Raw genomic sequence first — 25,743 nt, 5'->3', positions numbered from 1 at the left:
TGTTTGCTCGTTCATGGACTTAGCTCCTCTCCTTCAAGGACTACATACGGGAACACCGCCTCGCTATGATTGAGAACCTCAAGCTTAATTCGTATTGTGTCAAATTTAGTGAAATAATCATGAGGAGCTCCAAGGTTGGACCTAATAGGCTGCCACTGACCAGTCGATTCATGCCAGATACTCCAGGTAACATCCGAAGTGTTAAATCCTTGCGCGAATTGGACATCCAGTTTGTCATAAGCGACATGCTCACTGTTTGGAATAGCATATTCCAGCTCGGCCTCCCCTGGACCTACCTGGATCACACCATTGCCGTAGCTTTGCATACTTTGCAATGTATTGGAGGAAATAAGCGGATTTATCGTACCGGCTGGAACGATAACACGACCCCCGATTTGATTAACTGGCTGAAGTTCCTGAACCCACATCTTCAGATTATCGGCTTTCACTTTCCCGCCATTCACCGTATATTTGCTGTCATGATCGGTACTATATCCGACGATGACAGGTGATAATGGTTCCGTTTTGTTGATGAATTGGGCAAAGTAACTACTCGTCACACTCCGCTCCCGTTGCCATTCATCTCTGTCGCTTGTGGGACTGTAAGGGAAGATCATGCCGGAGTAGTCGTAATAGCTGCCTATAATCAGAGAGAGGTTATAGCTCACATTGCTAAACGTATAGCTTTCTCCCGCTTTCAAGTCTCCTCCCGTCTTCACCTGCGAATTGATCACGAGCGACACGTTGTTCAAATCAACTCCTGTCTCATTCGTGACTACGATCTGGAGCGAGCCATTGTCCTCCCGGTATTCCGCCCTCAAGCTGCCGATGACGGCAGAGTCCGCAACCGCTCGTTCCATCCACAATTTTCGAGTCGACCAATAGGATACAGAGCGCCATACGGCCTGAATACGATCCGTCCGGTCAATTAACTGAAAATTACCGTTCAAGAGCAGCGAATCACTTCCATAATTGTCCGAATACATGCCAAGCTGCCTCTTCTCAGCGAAATCGGCCGTTATTGTCCCGCCTGTGGGACTAAAGATCGCTGTCGCACCCGAGAGCACCGCTGGGCCATTAGCTGATATCTCAATAATTTCAATCGTATGTACCTGTGTGCTTCGCTTATCTCCCGCCCCAATGAAGAGCACCAAAACGCCTGTGATAATGGAAACGGAAGGAATCAGCCACCACGCCCATTCCCTGCGGTCTGTCTTTGCCAATAGCCCATACAACAGCGGTCCCACTATTAAGACATACAATCCAAACATCAGGAGCAGCAATGAAAAGGATGGCGGTTTGATCGAAGGAAACTGATCAATCGCCGCTTTCAACCCGCTCTGCAAGTCATTGTAGAAGGATCCGCCCATTCTACTGATGCCTGCACCACCCGCACTTAATGGATTCGACAGTGAATGCTTCAACAGCTTGGACCACAGTGTAGCGCTTCCCACCCAATTGGATAATGGGGCCAAGGAAGGATCAAAGGCCACATAGAGAACGGAGCCAAAGCCAACCTCACGGCTCACCGCCAGGGGCAAGCTGCCATCGGCCAACTCGATTGTTCCCGAAACGACTCGACCGCTGGATAGGGTGATCGGCTTTTCCAGCTTAAGTTCTGCGCCGCCCCCTAAGACAGACAGCCTATCCACATTGACCAGTTCAGAGAGCCCCGTCGCTTCTACGGGCGCAATGTCACGGAAGGCCTCGGACGTTTTGGCATAGCCGGCACCGCCTGACAGGACAAGCGTCCCGCCTTTGATTACCCAGTCTTTGATTGCTTTCACGGAAGCCTCGTTCCACTCTGCTGTGGACCTATCATTAATAACGATCGTATCCAGCATATCAAGCTTAACCGATTCATCCGGCAGTTCTTCCGGTGTTAACGGTATCACCGTAATTTCATAACCCTTTACGTTAAGCGTAGGCATAAAGTTAAGCGTATCCGGATCACGCGAGACAACGCCAATCGTATACCCGCTAATCATTCGTCCCTCTAGCGTATCCATCCCAATTAACGGGATAGACTTACCACTCGTATAAGATCCCTCGAAAAATCGAATCAGAGCTGTATCCTTGCTGAGCATAGTTCCCTTCAACGCAAACGATACCTCAACAGCCGTCCCGATTGGCAGATCAACGGGAACAATATGATCAGTCGTATTGCCCTCTGATGTAGCCGTGGACAATACCACTTCGCCCGATTTATCACTATTCGTATGGTTTGTCAGCGTTACACTGATGGGATACCACTTGTTCTGCTTATAGGAACCTTGAAAACCTACGGTCCGCTTAATCGTAATTCCTTCTGCTTGCTCTCCCGCCGCTGCAGCCTTTGGAATGGATACGGCCGCAAACAGCATGCACGCGATAACGATTGCCGTATGCCATGCTATGATCCGCTTCAATCTTCCTTTCACGCAACATCCTCATTTCTGTTCTATGTCCTTTATCAATTGTAACGAATAATGGAGAGGAATGGTTGCTTTGTTTTCCAAAGTTTATATGGTATTCCACCTGTGGCAGGTCTCGTCGAAACCTAACCAACTGAAAAAGGCATACTCCTTTAGCTAAGAAAGGAGCATGCCTACGTATCTATTGGTAAAGCGCTTCTATTCATTCCATGGTATTCGTCTAATCTATTTTCAATCCTGCCTTAGTTCGTCTCAGTAAGCTTGACCGTCAGCACATTTTCGGTCTCCAACTGAATCTTTAACGATACACGAACCCCGAATTGACGGTCCCCCTGTCTCAGCCACAGCAGAAATCGCTCCTCTGCTACTCCCTCGGTGCTGCCGAATCTTCCTTCATATTTATAGTCTACAATGGAAGCATCGCGGTAAACCTTCGCCGTCTCTTCCATAGCAAGCTTGCCCCACTTGGCGTAAGCGGGAGCGGCTGCTTGAACCGCAATAGGTTCAACTGCCGCCTGAGTGTCCGGGCTCGCTATGCTGAGCAGCAGGAAAATCGCTTTCACAACGACCTGGCCTAATATCGTATACCACCTCCCGTTATTGCTTAAAATGGCAGAGATTCCGATAGTGTAACCAGTCAAGCTGTTTTTTGATCATAGCTGAGTCATACAGGCGTAAGCTGCATGGAATCGCCTACTTATTAGTCCCATGCCTTGTAGAGCGCATGGGTCCCTTTATCTCCCAGACCCGCGTCTGCAATACGCTGATACAGCTCGCGAGCCAGCGCCAAGCCGGGCAGCTCCAATTTCATCTCCGCAGCAGCGTCAAGTGCTATCCCCATATCCTTTATAAAATGCTTCACGTAGAAGCCCGGTTCAAAGTTGCCGGCAATAATACGCGGCGCCAGATTGCTGAGCGACCAGCTGCCCGCACTTCCGGCGCTAATGCTCTGGAGTACAAGTTCAGGATCAAGACCGGCATTTTTCGCATAGATTAGCGCTTCGCATACCCCGATCATCGTAGAGGCAATCGCAATCTGATTCGCCATCTTGGTATGCTGACCGGCACCGGCTGCGCCTTGCAGCAGCATCTGCTTGCCCATTCGCGACAGGATCGGCAGCACCGTTTCATAGGCTTCGCGGTCACCGCCAGCCATTATGGTCAGCGCCGCATTGCGCGCACCGATATCTCCGCCCGATACGGGCGCATCCAGCGCATGCATGCCTCGTGCTATAGCTGCATCATAGATCCGTTTCGCTAGAGCCGGGCTGGAAGTCGTCATATCGATGAAAGTGGTCCCGCTCCGAGCGGAATCAATTAGGCCGGAAGGCCCCAGATACAGCTCCTCCACATCAGATGGATAACCGACCATCGTAATGATCACATCGCAAATCCGTGCCATATCCCCCGGCGTGTCCTGCCAGATCAAGCCTTGCTCGATAAGAGGAAGGGCTTTCTCCTTCGTACGCGTATAAATATGTACTTCGTAGCCGCCTTGCTGCACATGGCTCGCCATGCTGGCACCCATAACACCTGTCCCGATAAAACCTACTTTCGTCAACTGAGGACTCATCCTGTTGCACTCTCCCTGTCTATCCTTAATGAGATGCTCGATTCAATTCCGCTTATACTATTGTCATTATATCAAAATTGCCGCCCAGTGGACGATCATCCACTGGGCGGCAATGTTCAAACGGTTTATATTAGGCTTACTTCACAGCTGAGACGCCTTTTTTCGCTTTTTTCCGATTGAGGAATTCATACACGATCGGTACGATAATGAGCGTCAGCAACGTTGAGCTTGTCAATCCGCCGATTACGGTAACGGCCATACCTTTGGAGATCAGGCCGCCAGATTCGAAACCAAATGCAAGCGGAAGCAAGGCGCCGACTGTAGCGATCGCAGTCATCAGAATCGGACGCAGACGTGTTACGCCGGCTTCCAGAAGCGCTTCACGAACCGAAAGCCCTTCGTTTTCCTTGTGGATGACGCGGTCGATCAGTACGATTGCGTTCGTGACGACGATACCGATTAGCATCAAAGCCCCGATTAGCGCTGTAGCGCTGATTGTCTCGCCTGTTACGAGCAAGCCCAGCATGGCGCCAATAACGGTGAACGGAAGCGAGAACAGAATCGACAGCGGCGTCAAACCTCCGCCGAACGTAAGCACCAACACCAGATATACAACCGCAATGGCAGCTAAGATAGCCATGCCTAGCTGGGAGAACGTCTCGTTCATTTGCTCCGTTACGCCGCCCATGTCGATATTGATATTGCCTGGAAGCTTCATGCTGTCAATCGTCTTCTGAATGCCGCTGGAGACAGCTCCTACATTGGATGCCGACACATCAGCGGATACGGATGCATAGATACGGTCGTTCAGACGGGTAATCGTATTCGGCGATTCGCCCTCTTCAATCTTAACGACATCCTTCAGGGCAACTTCCATGCCAAGCGGAGACATGATCATCACATTCTCCAGATCAGACAGCTTCTGGTACGACTTCTCTTCGACTTCCAGGTAGACATTAATGTCTTCCCCATCACTCTCAATTGTCGTAAGAACCGGACGATCACGAACCGGACTAAGCGCCATCGCAATATGACCTGCCGTCAGGCCGTATTGGCTAAGCTTGTCGCGGTCAGCGACGATGCGATATTGCTCATACGTTTCGGACAAGCTGGAACTGACTTTTTTCAGATCAGCGTTTTCATCCAGCTTAGCCATCAGATCGTCAACAATCGGCTGAATGGCCTTCATATCCGGACCGTACACATTCATTGTAATGGTGGAGCCGCCAAGACCACCTGTGAAGTTTTGTTCTTTCCATTCGCCTTGTGCGTCAATCTCACGCAGCAACGGAATAAGTTTTTCTTTTTCTTCTGTGAAACCTTTGAAATCCTTGTTATAGGAGAGGTTGAACAATCCCGACTTTGAAGCGCCTGGGCTCATCGGATTTTGTCCGCCAACCGCATACTGCACTACTGAGATGCCATCGCGCGCCATCAGGATTTTTTCGGCTTCGAGCGCAACCTTTTCTACTTGCTCACGCGTCTCGCCTGGAGCCGGGCTATACGTAACAATCATCGACTTCTGTTCATCGGCAGGCAAGAAGCTGAAGCCGACAATCGGTGCCAGGAGCACGCTGCCTAGCAGAAGCACAATAGCTGCCGAGAACGTAACTAACTTATGATCCAGAGTCCAGCGCAGCACTTTTTTGTACCATAGCGCCAGACGACCCGGTTTGTCTTCATGCACTTGATTAGCCTTTAGTCCATTGCGGAACATCATGTGCGCCATCATCGGCACAACTGTAATCGCGACAACTAGCGAAGCCGCCAGTGCGAATACAACCGTCAATGCGAACGGCATAAATACTTCTCCGACCATGCCGGATACGAATCCGAGCGGCAGGAATACGGCTACCGTTACAACGGTGGAAGCCATAATCGGCACGAACATTTCGCGTGTCGCTTCCAGAATCAGCTCTTTGCCCTTCAACTTCTCAGTTGATAGCGACATTCTTCGGTAAATATTCTCAATAACGACGATGGAATCGTCAATAACGCGGCCGATTGCGACCGTAATCGCACCTAGCGTCATAATATTAAGTGTAATGTCCATTTGCTTAAGAGCCAGCATTGCCATTAGGATCGACAATGGGATAGACACGACGGAAATAATCGTCGAGCGAATATTGCGAAGGAACAACAGAATGATCACGATTGCTGCGAGGGCGCCAATCAGCGCTTTGCTCAACATCGTATGAACGGAGGCTTCAATCGGCTCGCCTTGGTCGAACGCAACCGTAATGTTTAATCCTTCATTCGCATCTTCCAGATCGGTAATGATGTTTTTCACCCGATTGACGACATCAACAGTATTAGCGTCTGCCGCTTTGACGATGTTAATGCCAATTGCGTCTTTGCCATTTGTACGGGATACGGATTCCGCTTTGCCCGAAATAGTCAGCTTAGCTACATCGCTTAGTTTCACGCCCGGCATGAGCACAAGATTGTTGAGATCGGCTTCATTTACAATGTTGCCGTCAACCATGATCGATTTCTCGGAGTCGCCAAACTCGAATATGCCTAGCGGAACAGTGAGTGCAGATGCTTGAATGATTCCCTTCACGGCATCTTCAGTCAATCCCGTTGCCGCCAAAGCTTCAGCGTTGAAGGATAGTTCGCCTTCCATGATGTTTTGACCCGAGATCTGAACATCCGCTATGCCTTCAAGACCTTCCAGGCGAGGCAAAACGTTCTCTGTCACTTGCTTGGTCAGATGGTCCAGCTCCAGACTTTCATTAGAAAGACTGAGCGACAGAACCGGGAACGCATTCATGCTGATACGGGACACGCCCGGCGTCTGTACACCTTCCGGGAACTTCAGCTCAGACAGGATGCTCTTGATCTCATCGGCTGCCTTCTCCATATCTGTCTCATACGTATACTCAATGACGACGGAGGATGCATTCTCGAAGGAGGTTGAGGATACGCTGTTCACGCCGCTCAAATTGCGCGTTCTTTGCTCAATCGGCTTCGTGACCTTCTCCATCACTTCTTCCGGGGCTGCGCCTGGATAGATGGTCGTTACGCTGACGATCGGAATGGTAATATCCGGAATCGTCTCCATCTTCATGTTCATGCCGGCGTATAAGCCGGAGAACAGGATGATCAGGGTCATGATCCATAGAGCAAACTTGTTATTCAATGAAAACTTGATGACACTTTTCAACTCTCTCCACTCCTCGCGTTATTTCTCTCTTTATAGCTATACCTTAAATCGGTAGCCGACTCCCCAGATGGTCTCAATGTATTGGGGGTTAGACGGATCGTGCTCAATCTTCTCGCGGAGCCGTCTAATATGAACGGTCACGGTTGCTGCATCGCCATTGGAATCCAGTCCCCAGATCCGCTCGAACAGCTTCTCCTTTTCAAAAACCCGATTGGGATGGGATGCGAGCAATAGCAACAGCTCATATTCTTTTGTCGTCAGCATCGCTTCTTCGTCATGAATCGTAACGCGCCGCGCTTGCTTGTCAATTGTCAGACCGCGAATTTGAATGTGCTGGCCCAGACTTGGCTTATCAGCCGTCAGCCTCTCAAAGCGTGAAAGATGGGCTTTGACGCGCGCTACAAGCTCGCTGGGACTGAATGGCTTTGTCATATAATCATCTGCCCCCAGACCCAGTCCTCTGATCTTATCTATTTCTTCCTTTTTGGAAGTAACCATAATAATCGGGATATTCTGCCTTGCCCGAATCTCGCGGCAGATTTCGAAGCCGTCCAGCTTCGGGAGCATGACATCCACAATAATCAGGTCATAGCTGCCCTCGAGCGCCAGTTGCAAGCCGATATCGCCGCGGCCTTCGATTTGCACTTGGTACCCGTGACTCTCCAAATAATCCCGTTCGAGCTCGGCGATCGACTTCTCGTCTTCAATGATTAAAATGTTCTTCATGCTCGTTCACCGCCTTGAACGCCGTTGTGAGTGGAAGCTTGATGCAGAAACGCGCTCCATCATCCGGCAAATTCTCTGCCCAGACGAAGCCGCCATGCCCTTCCGTAATCTGCTTGACGATGGCAAGCCCTAGCCCGCTCCCGCCGCTCTCGGAGTTTCGCGATTGTTCTGCCCGATAGAAACCGTCAAAGATATGCGGCAAGTCTGTCAGGTCAATACCGGGGCCGGTATCATCCATCTCAATTATGGCGTATTCGTCTTCCTTTCTTATTCTTACCGAAATAACATCATCCCGATCATCTTGATCCTGCTGCATATACTTCACACAATTGTTCAAGATGTTGGTGAAGATGCGGTTCAACTTGTCGGGATCGGCTGCGACGTGCAATCCGCCCTCGGAATAATCCTCGAACTTCAAAGCAACACCTGCCTTCTCCAGCTCGAAACGCTGCTCGTCCATAAAATCCTCTACATAACGGCCGATATCAACAATTTTGAAATCGTAAGCGACCTTCTGCAGATCCAGCTTGGAGAAAAGAAACAGCTCGTCGATCAATTGGTCCATATCCGTTGCCTTCCGATAAATCGTATGCATGTAACGCACGCGCTTCTCATCGGTATTGGCAATACCGTCGAGGATACCTTCCACATAACCTTTAATCGCAGAAATCGGCGTCTTCAGATCATGGGAGATATGCGACAGCAGCAGCTTTCTGTTATCCTCGTATTGAAGACTTTGCTCGATGGAATGCTTGAGTCTGATACGCATCTCTTCAAATGCCGATCCAAGCTGAGCAATCTCATTTAATTTGCCAAGCTTCGTCTTCCTCGTTTGAAGCTCATGTGTGAGATCACCCTCCTTGATTCGGAGCGCTGCCGTTCGAAGTGACTGGATCGGCCGTATAATGCTGCGAGAGACAAAATAGGTCAGAAGCAAGCCCGTCAAGCCTACAAAAAGCAAACCTGCGGTCGTCGTCAGTGGATGCCAGAATACCGGCACCGCATCCGAACGGTGGAATAAAACCATCTCCCCCAGACTGCCATCCGGATACGCGAACTGAATCTGGCTGGAGGTGAAACGGTATAGATTGAATGACATCTGTCTGGGGGGATTTTCAATGAGTGACTTCCAATCCTCTTCCGGCGACAACTCTTGCAGAAAAGAAGATACCACTGTCACTTGACCATTGCGGGTCAACACAAAACCAGCCCACTGTTCCATAAGACGATCCTGAAAGCTCTTCAGAAATACTGCATCCTCCAGCCTCGCCGTATCCTCCCGAATGACATAGGACAGCTCCCCATAGATGATAGCCTGATTAAAGCTTTCGTATTTCTGCGCTTCGCCAAACTCCCTTAAATCATGCTTCTCACCTGCAAAAAAAATAATAAGCATAAACAGCATGAGCAAGATGATCGGAACAAACGCCATAGCCAGGTATGACATATAAAGCTTTACCTTTATAGACACTACTTCACACTCCGTATGCGCGATGAAATCGTATCCTTCACCTATCGTCTATCATAAAGTTCATTTCTAAACGAATCTGAACGCTTTTATTACAAAATTATTACGTTTCGATGCACTTAACTATTGAAGTCCCCCGAATTCGCCCAGGGGCCAAATCCGGAAGACCGCTTTGCCTTCCAGGCTGTTGAGCGCCACTGGCCCGAATGACCGGCTGTCATCGCTGTGTTCTCTATTGTCGCCTATGACAAAGACATGTCCTTCAGGCACTGTAAGGGGGATCGACACCTCTCTAGGATAGGTCTGCCCTTTCGCATACGATTCTTCCAGCTTTTTGCCGTCCACATAGACGAAGCCGTCCTTCATATCGACGGTTTGTCCCGGCAATGCAACAACGCGCTTCACCAAACGGTCTTTATGCTCTGGGCCGTTAATGATGACAATATCGCCTTGCTTCGGATCGGTGAACCGGTACGACCATTTGTCCTCAATCAACCTTTGACCATCCACCAGCGTGTTTTGCATCGATATGTTATGGACCACGGTTTGTGCGTAAACATAGTTTTGGAACAGCAAGGCTACGACGATTGCGATACCAAGAGACAATGTCCAATCCTTTATTTCTTTAATCCATCTGCTGTTCTTCATTTGAGTTTGTTTTTGCTCCATAAGGAGGCCACCTCTTTCGTCCATATAATTGGTTGGAAAATTATACTGCTGCTTATAGTCTACAACCTAACCCTTATACGAAACAACTTGTGCTAACGTTCCCTTTAGCGAGAGGTTCGCAGTCACTTGCAGCATAATGAAGGTTCGCAGCGCGCGTGAAAGGCCTCGACACACGTGACAATTCGAATGGATATAAGGTAAAGTGAGGGTGAAAGGGGTTGTACCTGATTATGTCTAACTACATAAATGAGGAAGTTCCAGCATCAACAGGACGGCGTCCGCAGCTTGTGCTTGATATCGGTGGCGTACTGGCGACCAATCTGTCGCCCCGGTTCTGGAACGAGATTGCCACACATGCGGAGACTCCATTGGAGCAGCTCTATGCCAACTATAAAAAAGAAATCAGTCGTGGATTATGGATTGGGCGTTGGTCCGAAGCTCAATTCTGGGAGTGGATCAGCTCCCGCATTCCTTCCATAAATGCAGAACAGGGTCAGGCAATCCTAATGGAAAGCCTGACCCCGCTGCCTGGTTTGCTTGCAATAGATCGGTGGAGCAAGCATGCCGACATTCATATCTTAAGCAATCATCTTGCGCAGTGGGTTCAACCCATTCTGAAGCCGGTGCAGTCCTGTCTGACCACGGTTACCATCTCCAATCAAGTAGGCATGAGCAAACCGCAGCCGGAGCTGTACGAATACACCTGTGCGTTGCTTCCCGTCAAAGCGCCTGTCCTGTTCATTGATGATCAGGACAAAAATTTGCGCCAAGGCGCTGCGGTCGGCTGGCATACGCTTCAAGCTGATCACGAAGGCAGCTGGATTGGCGAAGCCGATCGGTGGCTTGCCCGGATGAGGCTACAGCCAGAAGCGGACAACTAGCAATACCGCGCACGCTGCGACGGCGACAAGAATCATGACACCGTCCGCTCTTGTGAAGAAGAGCTTAAAGCCTTGCGTTGTGCGAACTGAGGTTTGACCAATGCCCCTGGCCTCCAAGGCATCAGCCATACTCTCCGCCATTCTCAGGATTGCACGAATATATGGTATGAACAAATACGTGAGCAGTCGCAGCGGAATGCCGTTGCCCCTGGCTGTCGATTTCCCGCGCGCTTTTACGATTTTGGCAAAACGGACCCATTCTCTCATGAGCAGCGGAATAAAGCGGAAGATCAGCATGACCAGCAAACTTAACGAATGAATGGGGACACGAAGCTTGGCCATCCAACCAAACGTTTGCTCCAGTCCCCGTTGCAGGCGGATCGGAGACATTAAAGCAAGTAAAGGCATCCCAAGAATCATGATCAGCCATAATTGCAGCATCCTTATCGCGATTGGCTCAGACTTGCTCCATTGCAGCTCGAACGGCTGCATCGATACGGCTCCAATGAGGATAAAGACAAGAGAGAAGTATAAAAAACCTCGTATGATTGGCAACAAGGGAATGAGCTGCTTTCGAAACGGCAGCACCAAACCCCCGGCGATCAAGGCGCCCATTGCTAATTGAATCAAGCTGTTAAGCGACAATAATCCAGCTGTAACAATCAGATAAGCGGCCACCAGTGCTCTTGGATCATAAAAAATTTCTTTATTGGGCTGACGATTCTCTCTTTGGCCGCTTGACGATTCGCTATCTGCGGAATGAGCATAAAGACGGCTCTCTTCCGGTACAAGCATTTCTTCCTCCGCGAACCTCGGCGATACCAATCGAGACTGTATACGAGTCTCTCCATTGCTTTTACGCTGGAGTTCGGCAGCCATTAACAGGGCCAGCTCTTCAGGCGATTGCCACTGAGCTTCGCCGTCTCCTTGCGTGATTCCCGCTGGACTTAGCGCTCCCTGCCATCCTTTGTTGCGGAGCAACGCCTCCCCCTGCATCGCCTGTGGTGCGGCTGCGCCCATCGTCAATGCAGCCTCAGCGGGGGAAGTCTCGAACGCTCGGCCATCACTTATGACAATAATACGGTCTGCTATAGGCAGCAGCGACTCCAAATCATGTGTGGCCACGATTAATCCGCGCCCTGTCGCCCGGTATTCATTCAACATGCCTATCAACCGCTGGATGCCCTCGGTATCAAGTCCTGCTGTAGGTTCATCCAGCAATAGCCAGTCTGGCTGACAAGCAAGCAGGCAAGCGATGGCAAGCCTTCGCTGCTGTCCGCCGCTAAGCGTCCAAGGGTCCCGGCCCAGCAATGACAATTCCAGTCCGATGCTGGCCATAGCGGCTTGCATGCGCTCTTCCGCTTCTGAGCCATCGATACGGTAAGGACGCAACGAAAAGGCTAGTTCCTCCCTGACCGTGGAAGCGAACCATTGCGCTTCCGATTGCTGCATCGCAATGCCAATGCGACCGATGACGGCGCGATTGATCCTTTTTTTGCCGCGCTCCGTCCACAATGGCTCGTCTCCCAGTCTGATCGACCCCGCAGCAAGCTCTCGCAGACCAGCCAGACTCTCCAATAACGTAGATTTGCCCGCGCCGTTATGTCCAAGCAGCAGGGTCATTTTCCCCGCTTCTATATGCAAATTTATATCTTGCAGCAACGGCTGCGTTCTCTCTCCGAAAGCGTTCACGCCTACATGGTAAAGCAGCCAATCAGCGCTCATACCAGCTCACCGCCTCTGCCAATTGATTCACGGTTAGCGGTATATAGGGCAGCTCAATCCCCTGTGCCCCCAGCTCCCAGGCTACCTTGACTGCGTAAGGCGCCTCAAAACCTAGAAGCTCACCTGGACTACCTAAGGCTTCACCAGAGGATGCTCGCCGAAACAGCTCGCCGGCGGAGTCGTCGAAAACGATGCGCCCCTCCGACATGACCAAAGTACGATCCGAAGGCATCAGCTCCTCCAGTCTCTGAGTGATCCATAATACCGTCGTTCCTTGCTGATTCAGGCGCCTGACATGACTGCATACGATCGACGTCATTCCCGGATCGAGCATCGCCGTTACTTCGTCCAACAGCAGAATAGGTGCTTCCGCAGCAAGACAGCCAGCAATGGCAACGAGTTGCTTCTGACCGCCTGACAGGGTTTCCAGCGGCTGATGCATACGGTTAATGAGACCAACATTCTTCAGCGATTGTTCCGCCAGCGGAACAATTCCTTCGGCAGGCACGCCTTGTCGCTCAAGCAGCGTCACCACATCCTCCCAAGGTGTGGAGCCAATGAGGCCTGCGTCCGGATGCTGCATCACAATCGGTATCGGCTTATCTCTCCCTATTCCCGCCCTGTGCAAGCTGCCTCGAACGCCTTGACGAATCAACCCCGCGGCTACTTTCAACAAGGTGCTCTTCCCGCTGCCATTCATTCCAAGGATCGAGATCCACTCGCCGTGTCGTACAGTCATTTGAATATCTGTAAGTATGTCTCCGCCCGATTCACTGATCAAGGAAATTGGCGCATATGATATATGTTTAAGTTCAAGCTGAGCATGATGAGTCAAAAAAATTTCCCCTTACCTCTTCCCAGGATCGAAAGGCTGTGCTAGAATTCGATTTGTTAACCAAAATTAATGATAATGGGTTAACAATAATTATGCAAGCATATAAAGGAGATTCCATCGCTAATGAAACCTGTATCGATTCGATCACTTGTGTACGTCGCCTTATTTGCAGCATTGTTTATCGTTCTCAGCATGCAGCAAATGAAGCTCAACTTCTCCGTCATTCCCATCACGCTGCAGACCTTCGCCGTCATTTTATCCAGTCTATTCCTCAGGCCACGGCTCGCATTCGCAAGCATCTTTGCGGTCATTGTGCTCTCCGCCTTCGGATTGCCCTTATTCGGCGGCAAAGGCGGCATATCGCACCTGATCGGGCCGACCGGAGGGTTCATCTTTGCCTTCCCGTTCTGCGCTATGTTCGCCAGCATCGCGGTACATAAACTACTGACGACGAAACGCATCATCTCCAACAAGGCATATGCGCTCATCGGATTTTTTCTCATCTTCTTCATCCTTTGCTCCGTACTGTCTTATGTGCCGGGACTGCTATGGATGAAATTTTCTTTAGAATACTCCTGGTCGAAGACACTCCTGATCGGGTCTACCTTCTTGCCAGGCGACGCTATCAAATCGTTTGTTGGCGCCATCGCAGCGCTCTCACTGGCATCCTTCGTCTATCGCTTCCGCAGCGCAGAGAGGATTGGAACGAGTCCGACTGTCACTTCAGAAGTCCAACGTTAAACAAGAACCAAGCAAAAAGCCGCTCGCCCTACGGCAATTAGCCGTAGCCGGCGAGCGGCTTTTATTTCTTTATAGATTAGTCGCTGCAATTCTCAGGATCTGGCTCGTTTGCGTCTTCCACATTAATCCGGTCTGACACGGTGTCACGAATGACGGTTACCACAAGCTGCAGCAAATAGTTAATGTCGGATTGGCTTTGCTGGAACTGAGTTACGATCGGCATGCCGTCCAGCTCGTCCTGGAGCGTCTCCATCTCGCCTTCAATCTTTTTCACCATATCCGGATTTTTGAACGTCTTCTCGAATGCTACAACTTCCTTCTGCTTCTTCTTGATCTTGCCAATTAGCGCCTGCACGCGTTCGTTGCCGTTGATTTGCTGCTCCGCACGGCGGTATTGCTGCACTTCGTCGGAATGGAAGATGACTTCCGCCAGCTCTTTCGCTTTTGCCATGATGTCTTCTTTTACGATAAGATCGAGTGTGTTGTACGTCGGGATATCGGTCGTTCCGCCATGATGGCTGCAAGCTACGCCATGTTCATGTTGATGTTCTGCCATTCGTCATCTCTCCTATTTGTAGCCGTTAGCTTACGGCCTCGTCTATAGCCGAATGAATCGGCTCTGCCTTGATATACCAGGTTTGTGTCTCGGTAACCTTCGCATGTACGAATGTGCCGATCCACTCCTTGGGTCCTTCCATATGGACAAGCTTATTCGCCCGGGTGCGACCCGACAAAATAGTAGCATTGTTTTTGCTCTCGCCTTCAATCAGCACTTCAATGACTTCGCCCAGCATCTCGTCGTTTTTCTCACGCGCGATAGCGGCAAGCATGTCATTCAGGCGCTGCAGACGGCGTTTCTTCGTCTCCATCGGCACGTTATCTTCCATTCCGGCCGCAGGGGTACCCTCACGCGGTGAATAGATGAACGAATAGGCAAAGTGAAACCCTACCTCTTGGACAAGTGACATCGTCTCCTCGAACTGCTCGTCCGTCTCTCCAGGGAAACCAACGATAATATCCGTCGTCAAGACTGCATTCGGAATAGCTGCTTTAATACGCGCAACCAGATCCAGGAACATCTCACGCGAATATTTGCGGCTCATCCGCTTCAACACTTCTGTACTGCCCGACTGAACCGGCAAGTGGATATGCTCCACCAAATTGCCTTGGGTCGCCAGCACCTCAATGAGATGATCGTCAAAATCTCGCGGATGACTTGTCGTGAACCGAATACGCGGAATATCGATTTTGGACATGGCTTGCATCAGGTCTCCGAATCGATAGTCGACTCCCTCAAAGTCTTTGCCGTATGCGTTGACATTCTGCCCAAGCAGCGTCACTTCCTTATAGCCTTGACGCGCCAGCTCGCGCACCTCGGCAATGACATCTTCAGGACGGCGGCTGCGCTCCTTGCCCCTCGTATAAGGAACAATACAGTAGGTGCAGAACTTATCACAGCCATACATAATGTTGACCCATGCCCGCATTCCTTCACGCTTCTTGGGCATGTTCTCGATAATGTCGCCTTCCTTCGACCACACCTCGACCACCAATTCCTTGCTATAATACGCGTTCTGCAGCAGATGCGGCAAGCGGTGAATATTGTGTGTGCCAAAGATCATGTCAACGAAGGAGTGCTTCTGTAGAATTCGTCCCACGACGGATTCTTCCTGTGACATACAGCCGCATACGCCTAACAGCAGGCCAGGTTTCTCCGTCTTCAGCACTTTCAGGTGGCCTAGCTCTCCGAACACCTTATCCTCCGCATTTTCACGAATGGCACACGTATTGAGCAATATGACATCCGCTTGCTTCCTGTCCTCGGTAGCCGTGTAGCCCATCTCTTCGAACATGCCTTTCATCACTTCAGTATCATGCTCGTTCATCTGGCAGCCATAAGTCTGGATCAAATAATGTTTGCCTTTTCCTATCGTACGCAATTCTTCAGGTATGGAAAAATCATAATGCACTTGAATATCTTCTTTGCCCCGTTTTTTCTCATCTTTATAGGAAGGAGCCGAAGACAACTGGATGTTACGCCCTTTAATCCGCAGGGTCGTGACGCCATCTTCCTCGCTCAAGATTTTGGCATCGCTGAAGTCGAAATATTTGGAATAGTCCTTATCGCCTTTGCCAGTCGCAGCAATCGACGTTTTCGGAGTCTCTTTCGTCATGTCCCTCTTCACTTCCTTTTATGCTAGATCCGTTATGCCTGTACGAAAAATATTCCAACACAACAATACAAAATTATACCACATTGAACTGCTCTATACCATTGGGATATCAACAATTGCTGTGCTCGATGCTCGGGAAAGCAGTCAAATTGCTAGCTCTTGAACAAGGGGTCGATATACAAGCTGCAAAACTGTTCGTAAAACCGCTCGTGACTGTAGCCTTTCACATAGACAAGATGCCTGTAGGTATGAGGTGACAATACCGCGATATACGTATGCGCAAGAAAAGGAGGATCGAAATCCTTCGCCCGATCCTGCTCCGGCATCTCGGACAGCAGATCCGTCAGCATGCCGTGCATGAATTGATACGGCGGTGATTGATAGAAATCGTCCTTGCTGCGCTCCTTCATCAGCTGAACTTGAATGATGCCCAGCATTTTTGATTTCTGACCGAGAAATCGGAGCAGAATGCCGATAACGCCCTTCAATCTCTCTTGAACGGAATGACCGGAAGTCTCCCGCAAATAGTGTGTCACCTTGAACTGCATTTGATCGAAACTATCCTGCATCATCCCGATACATAGATCAGCCTTGTTCGCATACCTGCGATACAGCGTACCTTGTCCAACTCCGGCTGACTTGGCGATTTGATGCATACTGACCGATTCGACCCCCTGTTCGCTAAACAATTGTATGGCAGTCTCCATAATGCACCTGCTAAGTTCATCCTTGGACCGGTTGTTTTCAGTCGACGACATTTCATTGCTCCTTATATGGTAATCTAGGTTCTTTCTATGAAAAAAAGGGAATTCCCGATCCTTTGCAGAGCAGAAATCGTCCCCAAAATTTATTTGACTTTTAAACCATTCCTCTATATGATTCAGAAATGCGGACAATTGTCCGCACCATGTCACACACCTTTATTTTAAGCTTTGGTATGTTGACAGGTCAATAAAAGAAAGAGAATACCCTTAACGGGATAGGAGGAATACGTAATGGCATCATCATCTATACCAACCGCGCGCAATGGAGAACCTTCCATACGGAGCATTATGCTCCCTCTGCTTGCCATCATCGTCGGCATGTTTATGGTTATTTTGGATGGAACGGCTATGAATGTCGCCTTGAATCAGTTCATAGTCGAATTCGAAAGCACATTTACGCTTGTCCAGTGGACCGTAACCGGCTATGCGCTCGCACAGGCCGCCGTTATTCCGCTTGCAGGATGGCTTTCCGATAAATTCGGAGCAAAGAAAATTTTTCTGCTTTCGGTTGTCATGTTCACGATTGGCTCGGTGCTTTGCGGACTTGCCAGCACTGTCGAGCAATTGATATTGTTCCGTGTCATTCAAGGTCTTGGCGGCGGTATGGTCGCCCCTATCGCAATGGCCTTCACTTTCCGTCTAAGCCCTCCTGGCAAGCAAGGTGCCGTAATGGGCATGATCGGCATACCGATGCTCCTAGCCCCTGCTTCAGGTCCTGTTGTCGCAGGCTGGCTAGTTGAATATGCAACTTGGCATTGGATCTTCCTTATTAATGTACCAGTGGGCATTATTGCGGTCATTGTCGGACTGCGCACCCTGCCTAACCTGGAACGTCAGACCGTACCTACGCTTGATCTGCTCGGCATGATCTTCGCCCCATTGGCATTCGCGGCGCTGGCATTCGGCATCAGCTCTGCCGGCAGCGAACACGGCGGCGGCAGCGGCTGGACGTCAACGGAGACGCTGGTTGGCCTTATTGTAGGCAGCATATCTCTGATCATCTTCATTACGGTAGAATTGCGGCGTCGCAATCCGCTTCTGGAGCTGCGCGTCTTCAAATCCGGAGATTTCACTCGAGGCATTATTCTCCAATGGATTGTACAAATCGCATTGTTCGGCACGTTATTTCTTATTCCTATGTTCCTTATTCAGGCAAAGGGATATTCCCCCTTCGAAACCGGCCTGATCCTATTGCCGCAAGCACTCTCTGCCGGCGTGTTCATGCCGATCGGCGGCAAGCTGTTCGACAAGCTGGGCGCACGTCCGGTCGTCATACTTGGTCTGCTGCTCGTATCGACTGGCGCATACTTATTGTCCAGTATCACGGCTGATACGACAATTCCACAGATTATGGTGCCGCTTGTGCTTCTTGGCTCCGGCATGGGCTTCTCGATGATGCCGCTTAATACTCATATCATCCAATCCGCGCCAAGGCATCTGGTCGGCCGGGTTACGTCGCTGACAGGCGCCGCGCAGCAAGTAATGAGCTCCTTTGCCATTGCAGGACTGTCCACGCTTCTCGCAGAACGGGTCAAACATTATTCGGTGCAAAATCCGGGGCCAGACATTCCGTACCTCTCTTTCGGAGATGCCTTCTTCGCCTTGTCGTGTATCGGGGTATTCGGCATACTAGTTGCTCTGCTGCTCCGCAAGCCGAAACAGCAGGATGACGGAGTCGCCGCAACGGACAAACCGGATGTCTCTATGATGATGGGACATTAATTGTATTCAGCCAAAAGAAGCTTGCCTCCGCAAACGGAAGCAAGCTTCTGTTATTATGCTGCTTTCACCTATTATCCCTCCATGTCTTTCCGTCTAAAGATAGAGAGCGAAAGTCTGTAAGAAAGATACATTAGAATAATGGCTGCAACAGGGAGGCCAATCATGATGGGTAGGATAGGCCAATTAAATTCAGTAGCCTTATCGGCAACATTGCCGATTAAACTGATCAAAAAGATCATCAAAAAGATGGAAATAAATGAAACGATATTCGAGCTTTTAACTCCTAGCAAAAATTGTATCGGAAAATATAGCGCTGAATAGGTCATAGCTATGCCGGCTGACACTATGAGGCTAAGGACGGTTATAGGGAACGACTGATGAATGATATATTCGTTTACTAGATGGACAATGACGAGCAGAATTAACCCAACGGCCAAGTATAAGAATATGGATATGTATTTGGCCAAAACAATCTGCTTGCGACGGACTGGCAACGTTCCGACAAACATCATAGTTTTATTGCGCAGCTCTATGTTGGCAGCAAACAACGTCATCATAACAGCAGGAAGCGTGATAATCATAATGGGCGAAAAAACAGGAAATCCTGAAAACGTCCCAAAGAAAACGGCGTATCCCAAAACAAACAATAAGTACCATCTCATAGCGATAAAATCTTTTCGGATCAGATTATACATGTGTCGCAGCTCCTTTTGCGGTCAGAAACATAATATCCTCCAGAGTAGGACGCTCAATATGCGCATGTCCGGACAGCAATGCTTCTACTGCGCTTCGGTTGTTTGTCAATGCTTCAAAACCCACAGCCGTCTCCTTAATACCTACGAACAGCTTGCGTACATCCGCATCCAGCAGTTCATTGTCTCCCCTGATCATCGCATAGCGGTCAAAGATCTGCTCCTTGGATTCGTTGAATACGAGCTTGCCCTTATGAAGAAAAGCGATATAATCGGCAACGCGATCGAGATCTGTCGTAATGTGCGTCGAGAATAGAATGGATTTGCGCTCATCCAGCATCAGGTCTGCCAAAATATCAAGCAGTTCTCTCCGGAATACCGGATCCAGACCGGCAGTCGGTTCATCCATGATGAGCAAATCAGCCTTATGGGAGAGAGCAAGCGCCAGTGAGAATTTCATTTTCATCCCTTTGGACAGGCTCTTAATTTTCGTTTTGGGAGATAGCTCGAACCTCTCCAGGTTTCGTTTGAACAGTGTTTCATCCCAATTCTTATAGAAGGGGGCATATATGCCTTTCATCGTACGAATTGTGAGATGCTCATAGAAATGGCTATCATCCGCTACAAATCCGATTCTCTCTTTTATGTCAGCTTCCTGCTCTTTAATGGACTGGCCAAAGATTCGTACTTCTCCGGCTGCCGGAACGGCCATCCCCATTGCCAATCGAATTAGTGTACTCTTACCTGCACCGTTGGCGCCGATTAACCCCGTTATGAATCCTTGTTTTATGTCTAAACTCACATTTTCAAGCGAGAATTGTTTGAATCGCTTGGTTAAATTGTGAATTTCAATTACGTTGTTGCTCATCCCTTTTCCTCCATTTCGTCATCAATAAGTCGTATGTGATCAATCAACTCATCCAGAGTCATATGCAGCAAACGGCTTTCCTCTACCATCTCAGCCATTTTGCGCTCCAGCATCCTGAGCCGCTGCTCCCTAATAAATTCCGGATTGGCACCGGATACGAACGAGCCTTTGCCAACGACAGAATCAATCAAGCCTTCCTTCTCCAACTCCTCATAAGCCCGTTTCGTCGTAATGACGCTAATGCCCAAATCCTTGGCAAGCTGACGAATAGAAGGCAAGCTTTGCCCCGGAGCCAATTCATTGTTCAAAATCAAATTTCGAATTTGCCGGACGATCTGTCCGTAGATCGGCTCATCGGATGCATTGGATAAGATTAAATTCATAGGTATCACCATCTATTCTGCATATAGTGTATATATATAATATATACACTATTAACGATTTCGTCAAGCAGATGTAACAAAATGGCTCCATAAAACAAAAAAGCTACCATCCCCACAAGTATGTGGAGGTGGTAGCTTCCATAGTTTCAATCATGTTATTGTGATGCCAGTCTTCCATCTCGAATCGGAGTGACTAATCGATAATCTCTGCCAAATCGCCGTTTTTCACACCTGCTGCGTTCGCTTCGTCTGTATCGATATGCATGTCTAGCGCAAAATCTGCTGAGACGCGGGCTACAACATGCTCGAATACAACACCTCTGTCGCCTCCGACGCGAACGCTCAGCTTCTGCTTATCTTGGATGCCAAGACGCTCTGCATCGCTTGTATGGAAGTGAATATGGCGCGCAGCTACGATAACACCTTCCTCAACCACAACTTCCCCGGCAGGTCCTTGAATCGTAATGCCTGCAGAGCCTGCAATGTCACCCGATTCACGAACTGGAGGATTAACGCCCAACGCGAATGCGTCTGTACGGGATACCTCAAGCTGAGTGCGCTTGCGCACCGGACCCAGAATACGTACTTTGCCAAAGGAGCCCTTGGGACCTGTGACTGCTACTGTTTCGTTCGCCGCGTATTGACCTGGCTGCGACAGCGGCTTCATCTCCGTCAATTGATAACCTTCGCCGAACAGTATATGTACGTGTTCCTCCGATAGATGGATGTGTCGTGCTGATACGCCTACTGGTACTTGTTTGCTCATGTTGTTGCACTCCCTGTTCTTCTCATTTTCATGCATGCGCCCATAAAGAAAGCATACGGCTTATAAGCCGCATGCTTATCATAGCATTTATTTAAATTCGGCCACAAGTTGATTGAATTGTTCCTCGGTAATCGCGAGCTCCTGCTTAGCCAGCCCCTCGGGCTTGAAGCCCGAAATCATATCCTCATACGACTTGCGAGTTGTATTCTGATAGATCAGACCCGTCAACATTCCGTTTGTCTCCATAATTCTGTTCATAGCTGCAACGCGATTCGACGGATCGTAATCCGGGAACTGCTCCAAGCTGACAATATTTTCTTTGAACCAATCATACGTATTGATTTTATTGAACGTCACGCATGGGCTGAATACGTTGATTAAGGAGAAGCCTTCATGCTTGATTCCTTGTTCGATCAAGCTCGTCAACCCTTTCAGATCGCTGGAGAAGGATTGGGCTACAAACGTTGCGCCTGCCGACATCGCAATCTCCAGTGGAGAAAGCGTCGATTCTATAGATCCCTCTGGCGTAGACTTCGTCTTGAACCCTTCTGCGCTGCGCGGCGACGTCTGTCCTTTGGTCAAACCGTAGATCTGATTATCCATTACGATATAAGTAATATTGAGGTTACGGCGGATCGCATGCACCGTATGGCCCATACCAATGGCAAAGCCGTCGCCGTCACCGCCTGAAGCGATAACAGTCAGTTCACGGTTCGCGAGCTTGACGCCTTGCGCAATTGGGAGCGCACGACCATGAATGCCGTGCAAGCCATAAGCGTTAATATAACCGGATATACGACCCGAACAGCCGATGCCGGATATGACCGCCAGCTGTTCCGGCTCCAAGCCTACGTTAGCCGCAGCGCGTTGAATAGCGGCCTGGATGGAGAAGTCTCCGCAACCTGGGCACCAGTTCGGCTTTACATTGTTACGAAATTCTTTGAACGTTGCCATCTTAGCTCAGCTCCTTACTTGCTTTATAAACTTCAAGCGGAAGGAATGGGTTGCCGTCATACTTGAGCAGGCTTTCGATTTTATCGGCATAGCCCGCATACATTTTAATCTGGCCAGCCAACTGTGCCGTAGCATTATTTTCGATTACGACAACCTTTTTGGCCTTCTCCAAATACGGCGTAAGCGCAGCCGTTGGGAACGGATGGATTTGGCGAATCGTAATGTGGTTGCTGGTCACGCCATCCTGCCCCAGCATTGTTCTTGCCGCATCAATGGTTCCGCCTGTCGATCCCATGCCAATAATGAGCAAATCCGGCGTTTCATTCGGCGCATCTACGCGAATGGCATCGCGGATCGATAGATCGTTCAGCTTATTGAGACGTTTATCCATCATGCGCTGACGATTCATCGCGTTCTCGGACGGTCGGCCAACCTCGTCATGCTCTACGCCCGTCACGTGATGCAGTCCGCCCTTCTCACCCGGCAGTATGCGGGGAGAGATGCCGTCTTCGGTTAACTCATAACGCTTGAACAGCTCAGGGCCTTCCAGCGCCGGAGCGTCCGTCACCAATTTGCCGCGTGAAATTTGCACTTTGCTGTAATCAAACGGATCACAGGATTGTTTGCCAAGCGATAACTGCAAATCGGTCATAACAATAACCGGCACCTGATATTGCTCCGAAACATTAAACGCTTCGATCATATCGTAGAAACAATCTTCGATGGACGCCGGGGCAATAACGACCTTCGGAATCTCGCCATGCGTACCATATACCATCGCATTCAAGTCGGACTGCTCTTGCTTGGTCGGCAAGCCGGTCGAAGGACCGCCGCGCTGCGTGTTGACAATGACAAGAGGCGTCTCTGTCATACCTGCAAGGCCGATAGCCTCCATCATAAGGGACAGACCAGGTCCGGCAGATGCCGTCATGGTACGGACACCAGCGTAGTTTGCGCCAATGGCCATCGTAACAGCTGCAATCTCGTCTTCCGTTTGAACAACGGTACCGCCGAATTTCGGAAGCTTCTTAATCAAATACTCCATAATTTCCGAAGCCGGCGTGATCGGATAAGCGGACATCAGCCGGCAGCCGGCTGCAATGCTGCCCAGTCCGATCGCTTCATTGCCAATCATAAACAGCTTTTGCTCGCCATCCGCTTCTCCAAGCTTGAATTCGTCAAGCGGGCCGCCCGCTTGTTCCAATACGAATTCTGCGCCGCGTTTCACCGCTTCGATGTTCTTCTCTACAATTGCCGGTCCTTTGCGGCCGAACTCTTCTTCCACCGCTTTGTTGAACACTTCAAGCGGCAAGCCAAGCAATGCCCACGATGCGCCGGATGCCACCATATTTTTCATTAATGATGTTCCGAGTTCTTCGGCCATCTTCGTGATCGGCACGGCAAATAAGCGGGCATCGATTCCGTCCGGTATAGTCGGATTGAATTTGGCGTCCGCTACGATTACCCCGCCTTTGCGCAGCTCGGCGGAATTAAGATCAATGCTCTCCTGATCAAATGCAACCAAAATATCCAAATCATCCGAAATCGCCCGAATCGGCTTCGTGCTGATACGGATTTTATTATTTGTATGACCGCCCTTTATACGTGATGAAAAATGACGGTACCCATATAAGTAATAGCCTAGCCGGTTAAGCGCTGTGGAAAAAATACGGTCAGTACTCTCTACGCCTTCACCTTGCTGTCCGCCAATCTTCCAAGATAATTGACTTATCAAAACGCCCATCTCCTCTACTTCATGAAGGTGCATGAAAATTCGACAACATTAAGCATTATATAATAGAAATGATTATAGTCACAACAATTTTATGTTTGAGATGGCGGTTTGGCAAGATGTAAACGCTTAGATAAAAGATAGTTTGTTTCGATCATTCCTATATCGGTACGAGATGATATTGCCATTATTCCACAGGGAGTTGTCCTTTTAAAAAAGTAACGGCATTGCTAGACAAGATTCCCCTCACGATATCATCGTTATATCGCTTCAAAAGCGCCTCTCGCAGCCCCAGGACTTGTCCAGGATGAGCAAGTCCCTTCACATGGCGGTCAATGCCGTCAAAATCAGACCCAAGCGCCAAATGCTTCTCGCCCCCGAGCGCGCATATATGCTCTATATGTCTCAGAACATCATCTATTGAAACATCACCCTTCTCGCGAACAAATGGAGGCACATAAGTGATACCGATTAAACCTCCGCTTTCAATGATGGCCCTTATCTGCAGATCGGTCAGGTTGCGGGGATGGTCGCATAATTCACGAGCATTGGAATGCGATGCCACAATCGGTCTGGATGACAAGGCTGCAACATCCCAGAAAGCCCGCTCCGACAAGTGGGATACGTCGACGATGATGCCAAGCCTATTGCATTCTTGTACAAAAGCGGCTCCCTGAGCCGTCAAGCCGCCTCCTCTGGCTTCCATTACGCCATCCGCTGCCCAATTAGCATCGTTCCAGGTAAGACCTGCTGCGCGGACGCCAAGCCTCTGAAGCAGCCGCAGTGTGGAGAGCTTGCCGCGAATGCCGCCTACGCCTTCCAATGACAATAATGCGCCTATCTTGCCATCTAGTATGCATGCGTCCACATCCGCGGCTGTACGAATAAGTCTCAGCTCCGGAAAACACAATACTTTCTCATAAAATAAATCTATACTTTCCAAAATCGGAGCTGCTTCATAATAATCGGGACGGCCAGGCGAGATAAACACCGCAAAGGTCTGCAATAACACGTTGCCTTCCTTCAGCCGTTCCAGCGTTACATCCAGTACACCGGGTTTATTCCCGCCGTCAAAGGTCAATTCCTTATCCTGCAGCAGCTTATACAAAACATCACAATGGAAATCTACAATACGCATAGCGCCACGTCCCTCCAACCGTTCTCAAAGCAAAAAACCTGTCTACGGGGTAAACAGGCCGATGTCGTTGTGTATGCATGCGGAACCTCTAACGCGGCTCCACAATGAGCTTGATTGCTGTGCGATCTTCTCCGTCAATCACAATGTCTGTGAACGCAGGAATACAAATGAGATCCACACCGCTGGGGGCAACAAACCCGCGCGCAATGGCTACCGCTTTAATCGCTTGATTGAGTGCGCCAGCGCCAATGGCCTGAAGCTCGGCGCCGCCGCGTTCGCGCAATACGCCTGCAAGCGCACCTGCGACGGAATTCGGATTGGACTTCGCTGATACTTTTAATACGTCCATGAA

General features: G+C 49.6%; 23 protein-coding genes. 3 read left to right on the top strand and 20 right to left on the bottom strand.

The features are described from left to right. Positions 1-11: 11 nt before the first annotated feature. The 7 genes from DX130_RS06070 to lepB form a co-directional block, all read right to left on the bottom strand. Positions 12-2,420, bottom strand: a complete 2,409-nt coding sequence (locus DX130_RS06070; RefSeq protein WP_116043629.1) for a hypothetical protein — start codon at positions 2,418-2,420, stop codon at positions 12-14. A 236-nt stretch (positions 2,421-2,656) separates the two neighbouring features. Further along, the gene (locus tag DX130_RS06065; protein ID WP_116043627.1) at positions 2,657-3,055 is read right to left on the bottom strand and encodes a DUF3889 domain-containing protein; all 399 of its coding nucleotides are present in this window, start codon (positions 3,053-3,055) and stop codon (positions 2,657-2,659) included. Positions 3,056-3,114: 59 nt separating this feature from the next. Further along, complete coding sequence (locus DX130_RS06060) at positions 3,115-3,987, bottom strand: NAD(P)-dependent oxidoreductase (RefSeq protein WP_116043625.1); 873 nt, start codon at positions 3,985-3,987, stop codon at positions 3,115-3,117. Between the two features lie 136 nt (positions 3,988-4,123). Further along, entirely contained in the window at positions 4,124-7,153 is a 3,030-nt protein-coding gene (locus tag DX130_RS06055) for an efflux RND transporter permease subunit (protein WP_116043623.1), read from the bottom strand. A gap of 36 nt (positions 7,154-7,189) precedes the next feature. Continuing rightward, entirely contained in the window at positions 7,190-7,879 is a 690-nt protein-coding gene (locus tag DX130_RS06050; protein ID WP_116043622.1) for a response regulator transcription factor, read from the bottom strand. After that, on the bottom strand, positions 7,857-9,350 hold the full coding sequence (locus tag DX130_RS06045; protein WP_116043620.1) for a sensor histidine kinase: 1,494 nt from the start codon (positions 9,348-9,350) through the stop codon (positions 7,857-7,859). Before DX130_RS06045 ends, DX130_RS06050 begins: the two co-directional genes overlap by 23 nt. A 120-nt stretch (positions 9,351-9,470) precedes the next feature. Beyond that, positions 9,471-10,016: a signal peptidase I gene (gene lepB / locus DX130_RS06040; RefSeq protein ID WP_116043619.1), complete on the bottom strand. Its 546-nt coding sequence runs from the start codon at positions 10,014-10,016 to the stop codon at positions 9,471-9,473. 230 nt (positions 10,017-10,246) lie between these two features. Between lepB and DX130_RS06035 the strand changes: the two genes are divergently transcribed. Beyond that, positions 10,247-10,897: an HAD family hydrolase gene (locus DX130_RS06035; RefSeq protein ID WP_116043617.1), complete on the top strand. Its 651-nt coding sequence runs from the start codon at positions 10,247-10,249 to the stop codon at positions 10,895-10,897. Here the strand turns inward: DX130_RS06035 and DX130_RS06030 are convergent. Further along, the gene (locus DX130_RS06030; RefSeq protein ID WP_116043616.1) at positions 10,874-12,622 is read right to left on the bottom strand and encodes an ATP-binding cassette domain-containing protein; all 1,749 of its coding nucleotides are present in this window, start codon (positions 12,620-12,622) and stop codon (positions 10,874-10,876) included. The two genes, DX130_RS06035 and DX130_RS06030, sit on opposite strands and share 24 nt — an antisense overlap. Continuing rightward, complete coding sequence (locus tag DX130_RS06025; protein WP_116043614.1) at positions 12,612-13,457, bottom strand: ATP-binding cassette domain-containing protein; 846 nt, start codon at positions 13,455-13,457, stop codon at positions 12,612-12,614. Before DX130_RS06025 ends, DX130_RS06030 begins: the two co-directional genes overlap by 11 nt. A gap of 123 nt (positions 13,458-13,580) precedes the next feature. Between DX130_RS06025 and DX130_RS06020 the strand changes: the two genes are divergently transcribed. Next, the gene (locus tag DX130_RS06020) at positions 13,581-14,198 is read left to right on the top strand and encodes a biotin transporter BioY (protein ID WP_116043613.1); all 618 of its coding nucleotides are present in this window, start codon (positions 13,581-13,583) and stop codon (positions 14,196-14,198) included. Positions 14,199-14,274: 76 nt separating this feature from the next. Here DX130_RS06020 and DX130_RS06015 read toward each other — a convergent pair whose 3' ends face one another. The 3 genes from DX130_RS06015 to DX130_RS06005 form a co-directional block, all read right to left on the bottom strand. Next, positions 14,275-14,754 (bottom strand): YlbF/YmcA family competence regulator, encoded by a 480-nt coding sequence (locus tag DX130_RS06015; RefSeq protein ID WP_116043611.1) that lies wholly within the window; start codon positions 14,752-14,754, stop codon positions 14,275-14,277. A 25-nt stretch (positions 14,755-14,779) separates the two neighbouring features. Continuing rightward, a complete protein-coding gene (gene miaB / locus DX130_RS06010; protein ID WP_116043610.1) occupies positions 14,780-16,372 on the bottom strand; it encodes a tRNA (N6-isopentenyl adenosine(37)-C2)-methylthiotransferase MiaB in 1,593 nt (530 codons plus the stop codon). A gap of 152 nt (positions 16,373-16,524) precedes the next feature. Further along, positions 16,525-17,130 carry a TetR/AcrR family transcriptional regulator gene (locus DX130_RS06005; RefSeq protein ID WP_116043609.1) on the bottom strand — a complete coding sequence of 202 codons (606 nt, stop codon included), beginning with the start codon at positions 17,128-17,130 and terminating at the stop codon, positions 16,525-16,527. Between the two features lie 237 nt (positions 17,131-17,367). On the opposite strand from DX130_RS06005, the gene DX130_RS06000 reads away from it, so the two are divergent. Beyond that, positions 17,368-18,858, top strand: a complete 1,491-nt coding sequence (locus DX130_RS06000; RefSeq protein ID WP_116043607.1) for a DHA2 family efflux MFS transporter permease subunit — start codon at positions 17,368-17,370, stop codon at positions 18,856-18,858. Between the two features lie 71 nt (positions 18,859-18,929). Here the strand turns inward: DX130_RS06000 and DX130_RS05995 are convergent, their stop codons facing one another. The 8 genes from DX130_RS05995 to DX130_RS05960 all read right to left on the bottom strand — a co-directional run bounded on the left by DX130_RS05995 (position 18,930) and on the right by DX130_RS05960 (position 25,740). After that, positions 18,930-19,553 (bottom strand): ABC-2 transporter permease, encoded by a 624-nt coding sequence (locus DX130_RS05995; protein WP_116043606.1) that lies wholly within the window; start codon positions 19,551-19,553, stop codon positions 18,930-18,932. Then, positions 19,546-20,418: an ABC transporter ATP-binding protein gene (locus DX130_RS05990; RefSeq protein WP_116043605.1), complete on the bottom strand. Its 873-nt coding sequence runs from the start codon at positions 20,416-20,418 to the stop codon at positions 19,546-19,548. Before DX130_RS05990 ends, DX130_RS05995 begins: the two co-directional genes overlap by 8 nt. After that, positions 20,415-20,801, bottom strand: a complete 387-nt coding sequence (locus DX130_RS05985; protein WP_116043604.1) for a GntR family transcriptional regulator — start codon at positions 20,799-20,801, stop codon at positions 20,415-20,417. Before DX130_RS05985 ends, DX130_RS05990 begins: the two co-directional genes overlap by 4 nt. 193 nt (positions 20,802-20,994) lie before the next feature. Further along, positions 20,995-21,567 carry a phosphate propanoyltransferase gene (pduL, locus tag DX130_RS05980; protein WP_116043602.1) on the bottom strand — a complete coding sequence of 191 codons (573 nt, stop codon included), beginning with the start codon at positions 21,565-21,567 and terminating at the stop codon, positions 20,995-20,997. Positions 21,568-21,654: 87 nt separating this feature from the next. Further along, positions 21,655-22,521 carry a 2-oxoacid:ferredoxin oxidoreductase subunit beta gene (locus DX130_RS05975; protein ID WP_116043601.1) on the bottom strand — a complete coding sequence of 289 codons (867 nt, stop codon included), beginning with the start codon at positions 22,519-22,521 and terminating at the stop codon, positions 21,655-21,657. A gap of 1 nt (position 22,522) precedes the next feature. Then, entirely contained in the window at positions 22,523-24,256 is a 1,734-nt protein-coding gene (locus tag DX130_RS05970) for a 2-oxoacid:acceptor oxidoreductase subunit alpha (protein WP_116043600.1), read from the bottom strand. A 184-nt stretch (positions 24,257-24,440) separates the two neighbouring features. Continuing rightward, the gene (locus DX130_RS05965; protein ID WP_116043599.1) at positions 24,441-25,391 is read right to left on the bottom strand and encodes a dipeptidase; all 951 of its coding nucleotides are present in this window, start codon (positions 25,389-25,391) and stop codon (positions 24,441-24,443) included. A gap of 88 nt (positions 25,392-25,479) precedes the next feature. Further along, positions 25,480-25,740, bottom strand: coding sequence for a stage V sporulation protein S (locus DX130_RS05960; RefSeq protein ID WP_006036664.1), 261 nt, complete (start codon positions 25,738-25,740; stop codon positions 25,480-25,482). Positions 25,741-25,743 lie beyond the last annotated feature (3 nt).

Origin of the sequence: Paenibacillus paeoniae (assembly GCF_003388735.1) — a bacterium.
Taxonomy (GTDB): domain Bacteria; phylum Bacillota; class Bacilli; order Paenibacillales; family Paenibacillaceae; genus Pristimantibacillus; species Pristimantibacillus paeoniae.
The sequence above is the reverse complement of the archived record's forward strand: the minus strand, read 5'-3'. Positions and strand labels throughout refer to the sequence as shown.

What these genes read in the sequence shown, in the direction of transcription:
- miaB (WP_116043610.1), bottom strand. Translation starts at nt 16,372, where the DNA reads ATGACGAAAGAGACTCCGAAAACGTCGATTGCTGCGACTGGCAAAGGC.
- DX130_RS06020 (WP_116043613.1), top strand. Translation starts at nt 13,581, where the DNA reads ATGAAACCTGTATCGATTCGATCACTTGTGTACGTCGCCTTATTTGCA.
- DX130_RS06050 (WP_116043622.1), bottom strand. Translation starts at nt 7,879, where the DNA reads ATGAAGAACATTTTAATCATTGAAGACGAGAAGTCGATCGCCGAGCTC.
- DX130_RS05960 (WP_006036664.1), bottom strand. Translation starts at nt 25,740, where the DNA reads ATGGACGTATTAAAAGTATCAGCGAAGTCCAATCCGAATTCCGTCGCA.
- DX130_RS06060 (WP_116043625.1), bottom strand. Translation starts at nt 3,987, where the DNA reads ATGAGTCCTCAGTTGACGAAAGTAGGTTTTATCGGGACAGGTGTTATG.
- DX130_RS05975 (WP_116043601.1), bottom strand. Translation starts at nt 22,521, where the DNA reads ATGGCAACGTTCAAAGAATTTCGTAACAATGTAAAGCCGAACTGGTGC.
- DX130_RS05965 (WP_116043599.1), bottom strand. Translation starts at nt 25,391, where the DNA reads ATGCGTATTGTAGATTTCCATTGTGATGTTTTGTATAAGCTGCTGCAG.
- DX130_RS06015 (WP_116043611.1), bottom strand. Translation starts at nt 14,754, where the DNA reads ATGGCAGAACATCAACATGAACATGGCGTAGCTTGCAGCCATCATGGC.
- lepB (WP_116043619.1), bottom strand. Translation starts at nt 10,016, where the DNA reads ATGGAGCAAAAACAAACTCAAATGAAGAACAGCAGATGGATTAAAGAA.
- DX130_RS06030 (WP_116043616.1), bottom strand. Translation starts at nt 12,622, where the DNA reads ATGAGCGCTGATTGGCTGCTTTACCATGTAGGCGTGAACGCTTTCGGA.
- DX130_RS06005 (WP_116043609.1), bottom strand. Translation starts at nt 17,130, where the DNA reads ATGTCGTCGACTGAAAACAACCGGTCCAAGGATGAACTTAGCAGGTGC.
- DX130_RS05995 (WP_116043606.1), bottom strand. Translation starts at nt 19,553, where the DNA reads ATGTATAATCTGATCCGAAAAGATTTTATCGCTATGAGATGGTACTTA.
- DX130_RS05985 (WP_116043604.1), bottom strand. Translation starts at nt 20,801, where the DNA reads ATGAATTTAATCTTATCCAATGCATCCGATGAGCCGATCTACGGACAG.
- DX130_RS06000 (WP_116043607.1), top strand. Translation starts at nt 17,368, where the DNA reads ATGGCATCATCATCTATACCAACCGCGCGCAATGGAGAACCTTCCATA.
- DX130_RS06035 (WP_116043617.1), top strand. Translation starts at nt 10,247, where the DNA reads ATGTCTAACTACATAAATGAGGAAGTTCCAGCATCAACAGGACGGCGT.
- DX130_RS05990 (WP_116043605.1), bottom strand. Translation starts at nt 20,418, where the DNA reads ATGAGCAACAACGTAATTGAAATTCACAATTTAACCAAGCGATTCAAA.
- pduL (WP_116043602.1), bottom strand. Translation starts at nt 21,567, where the DNA reads ATGAGCAAACAAGTACCAGTAGGCGTATCAGCACGACACATCCATCTA.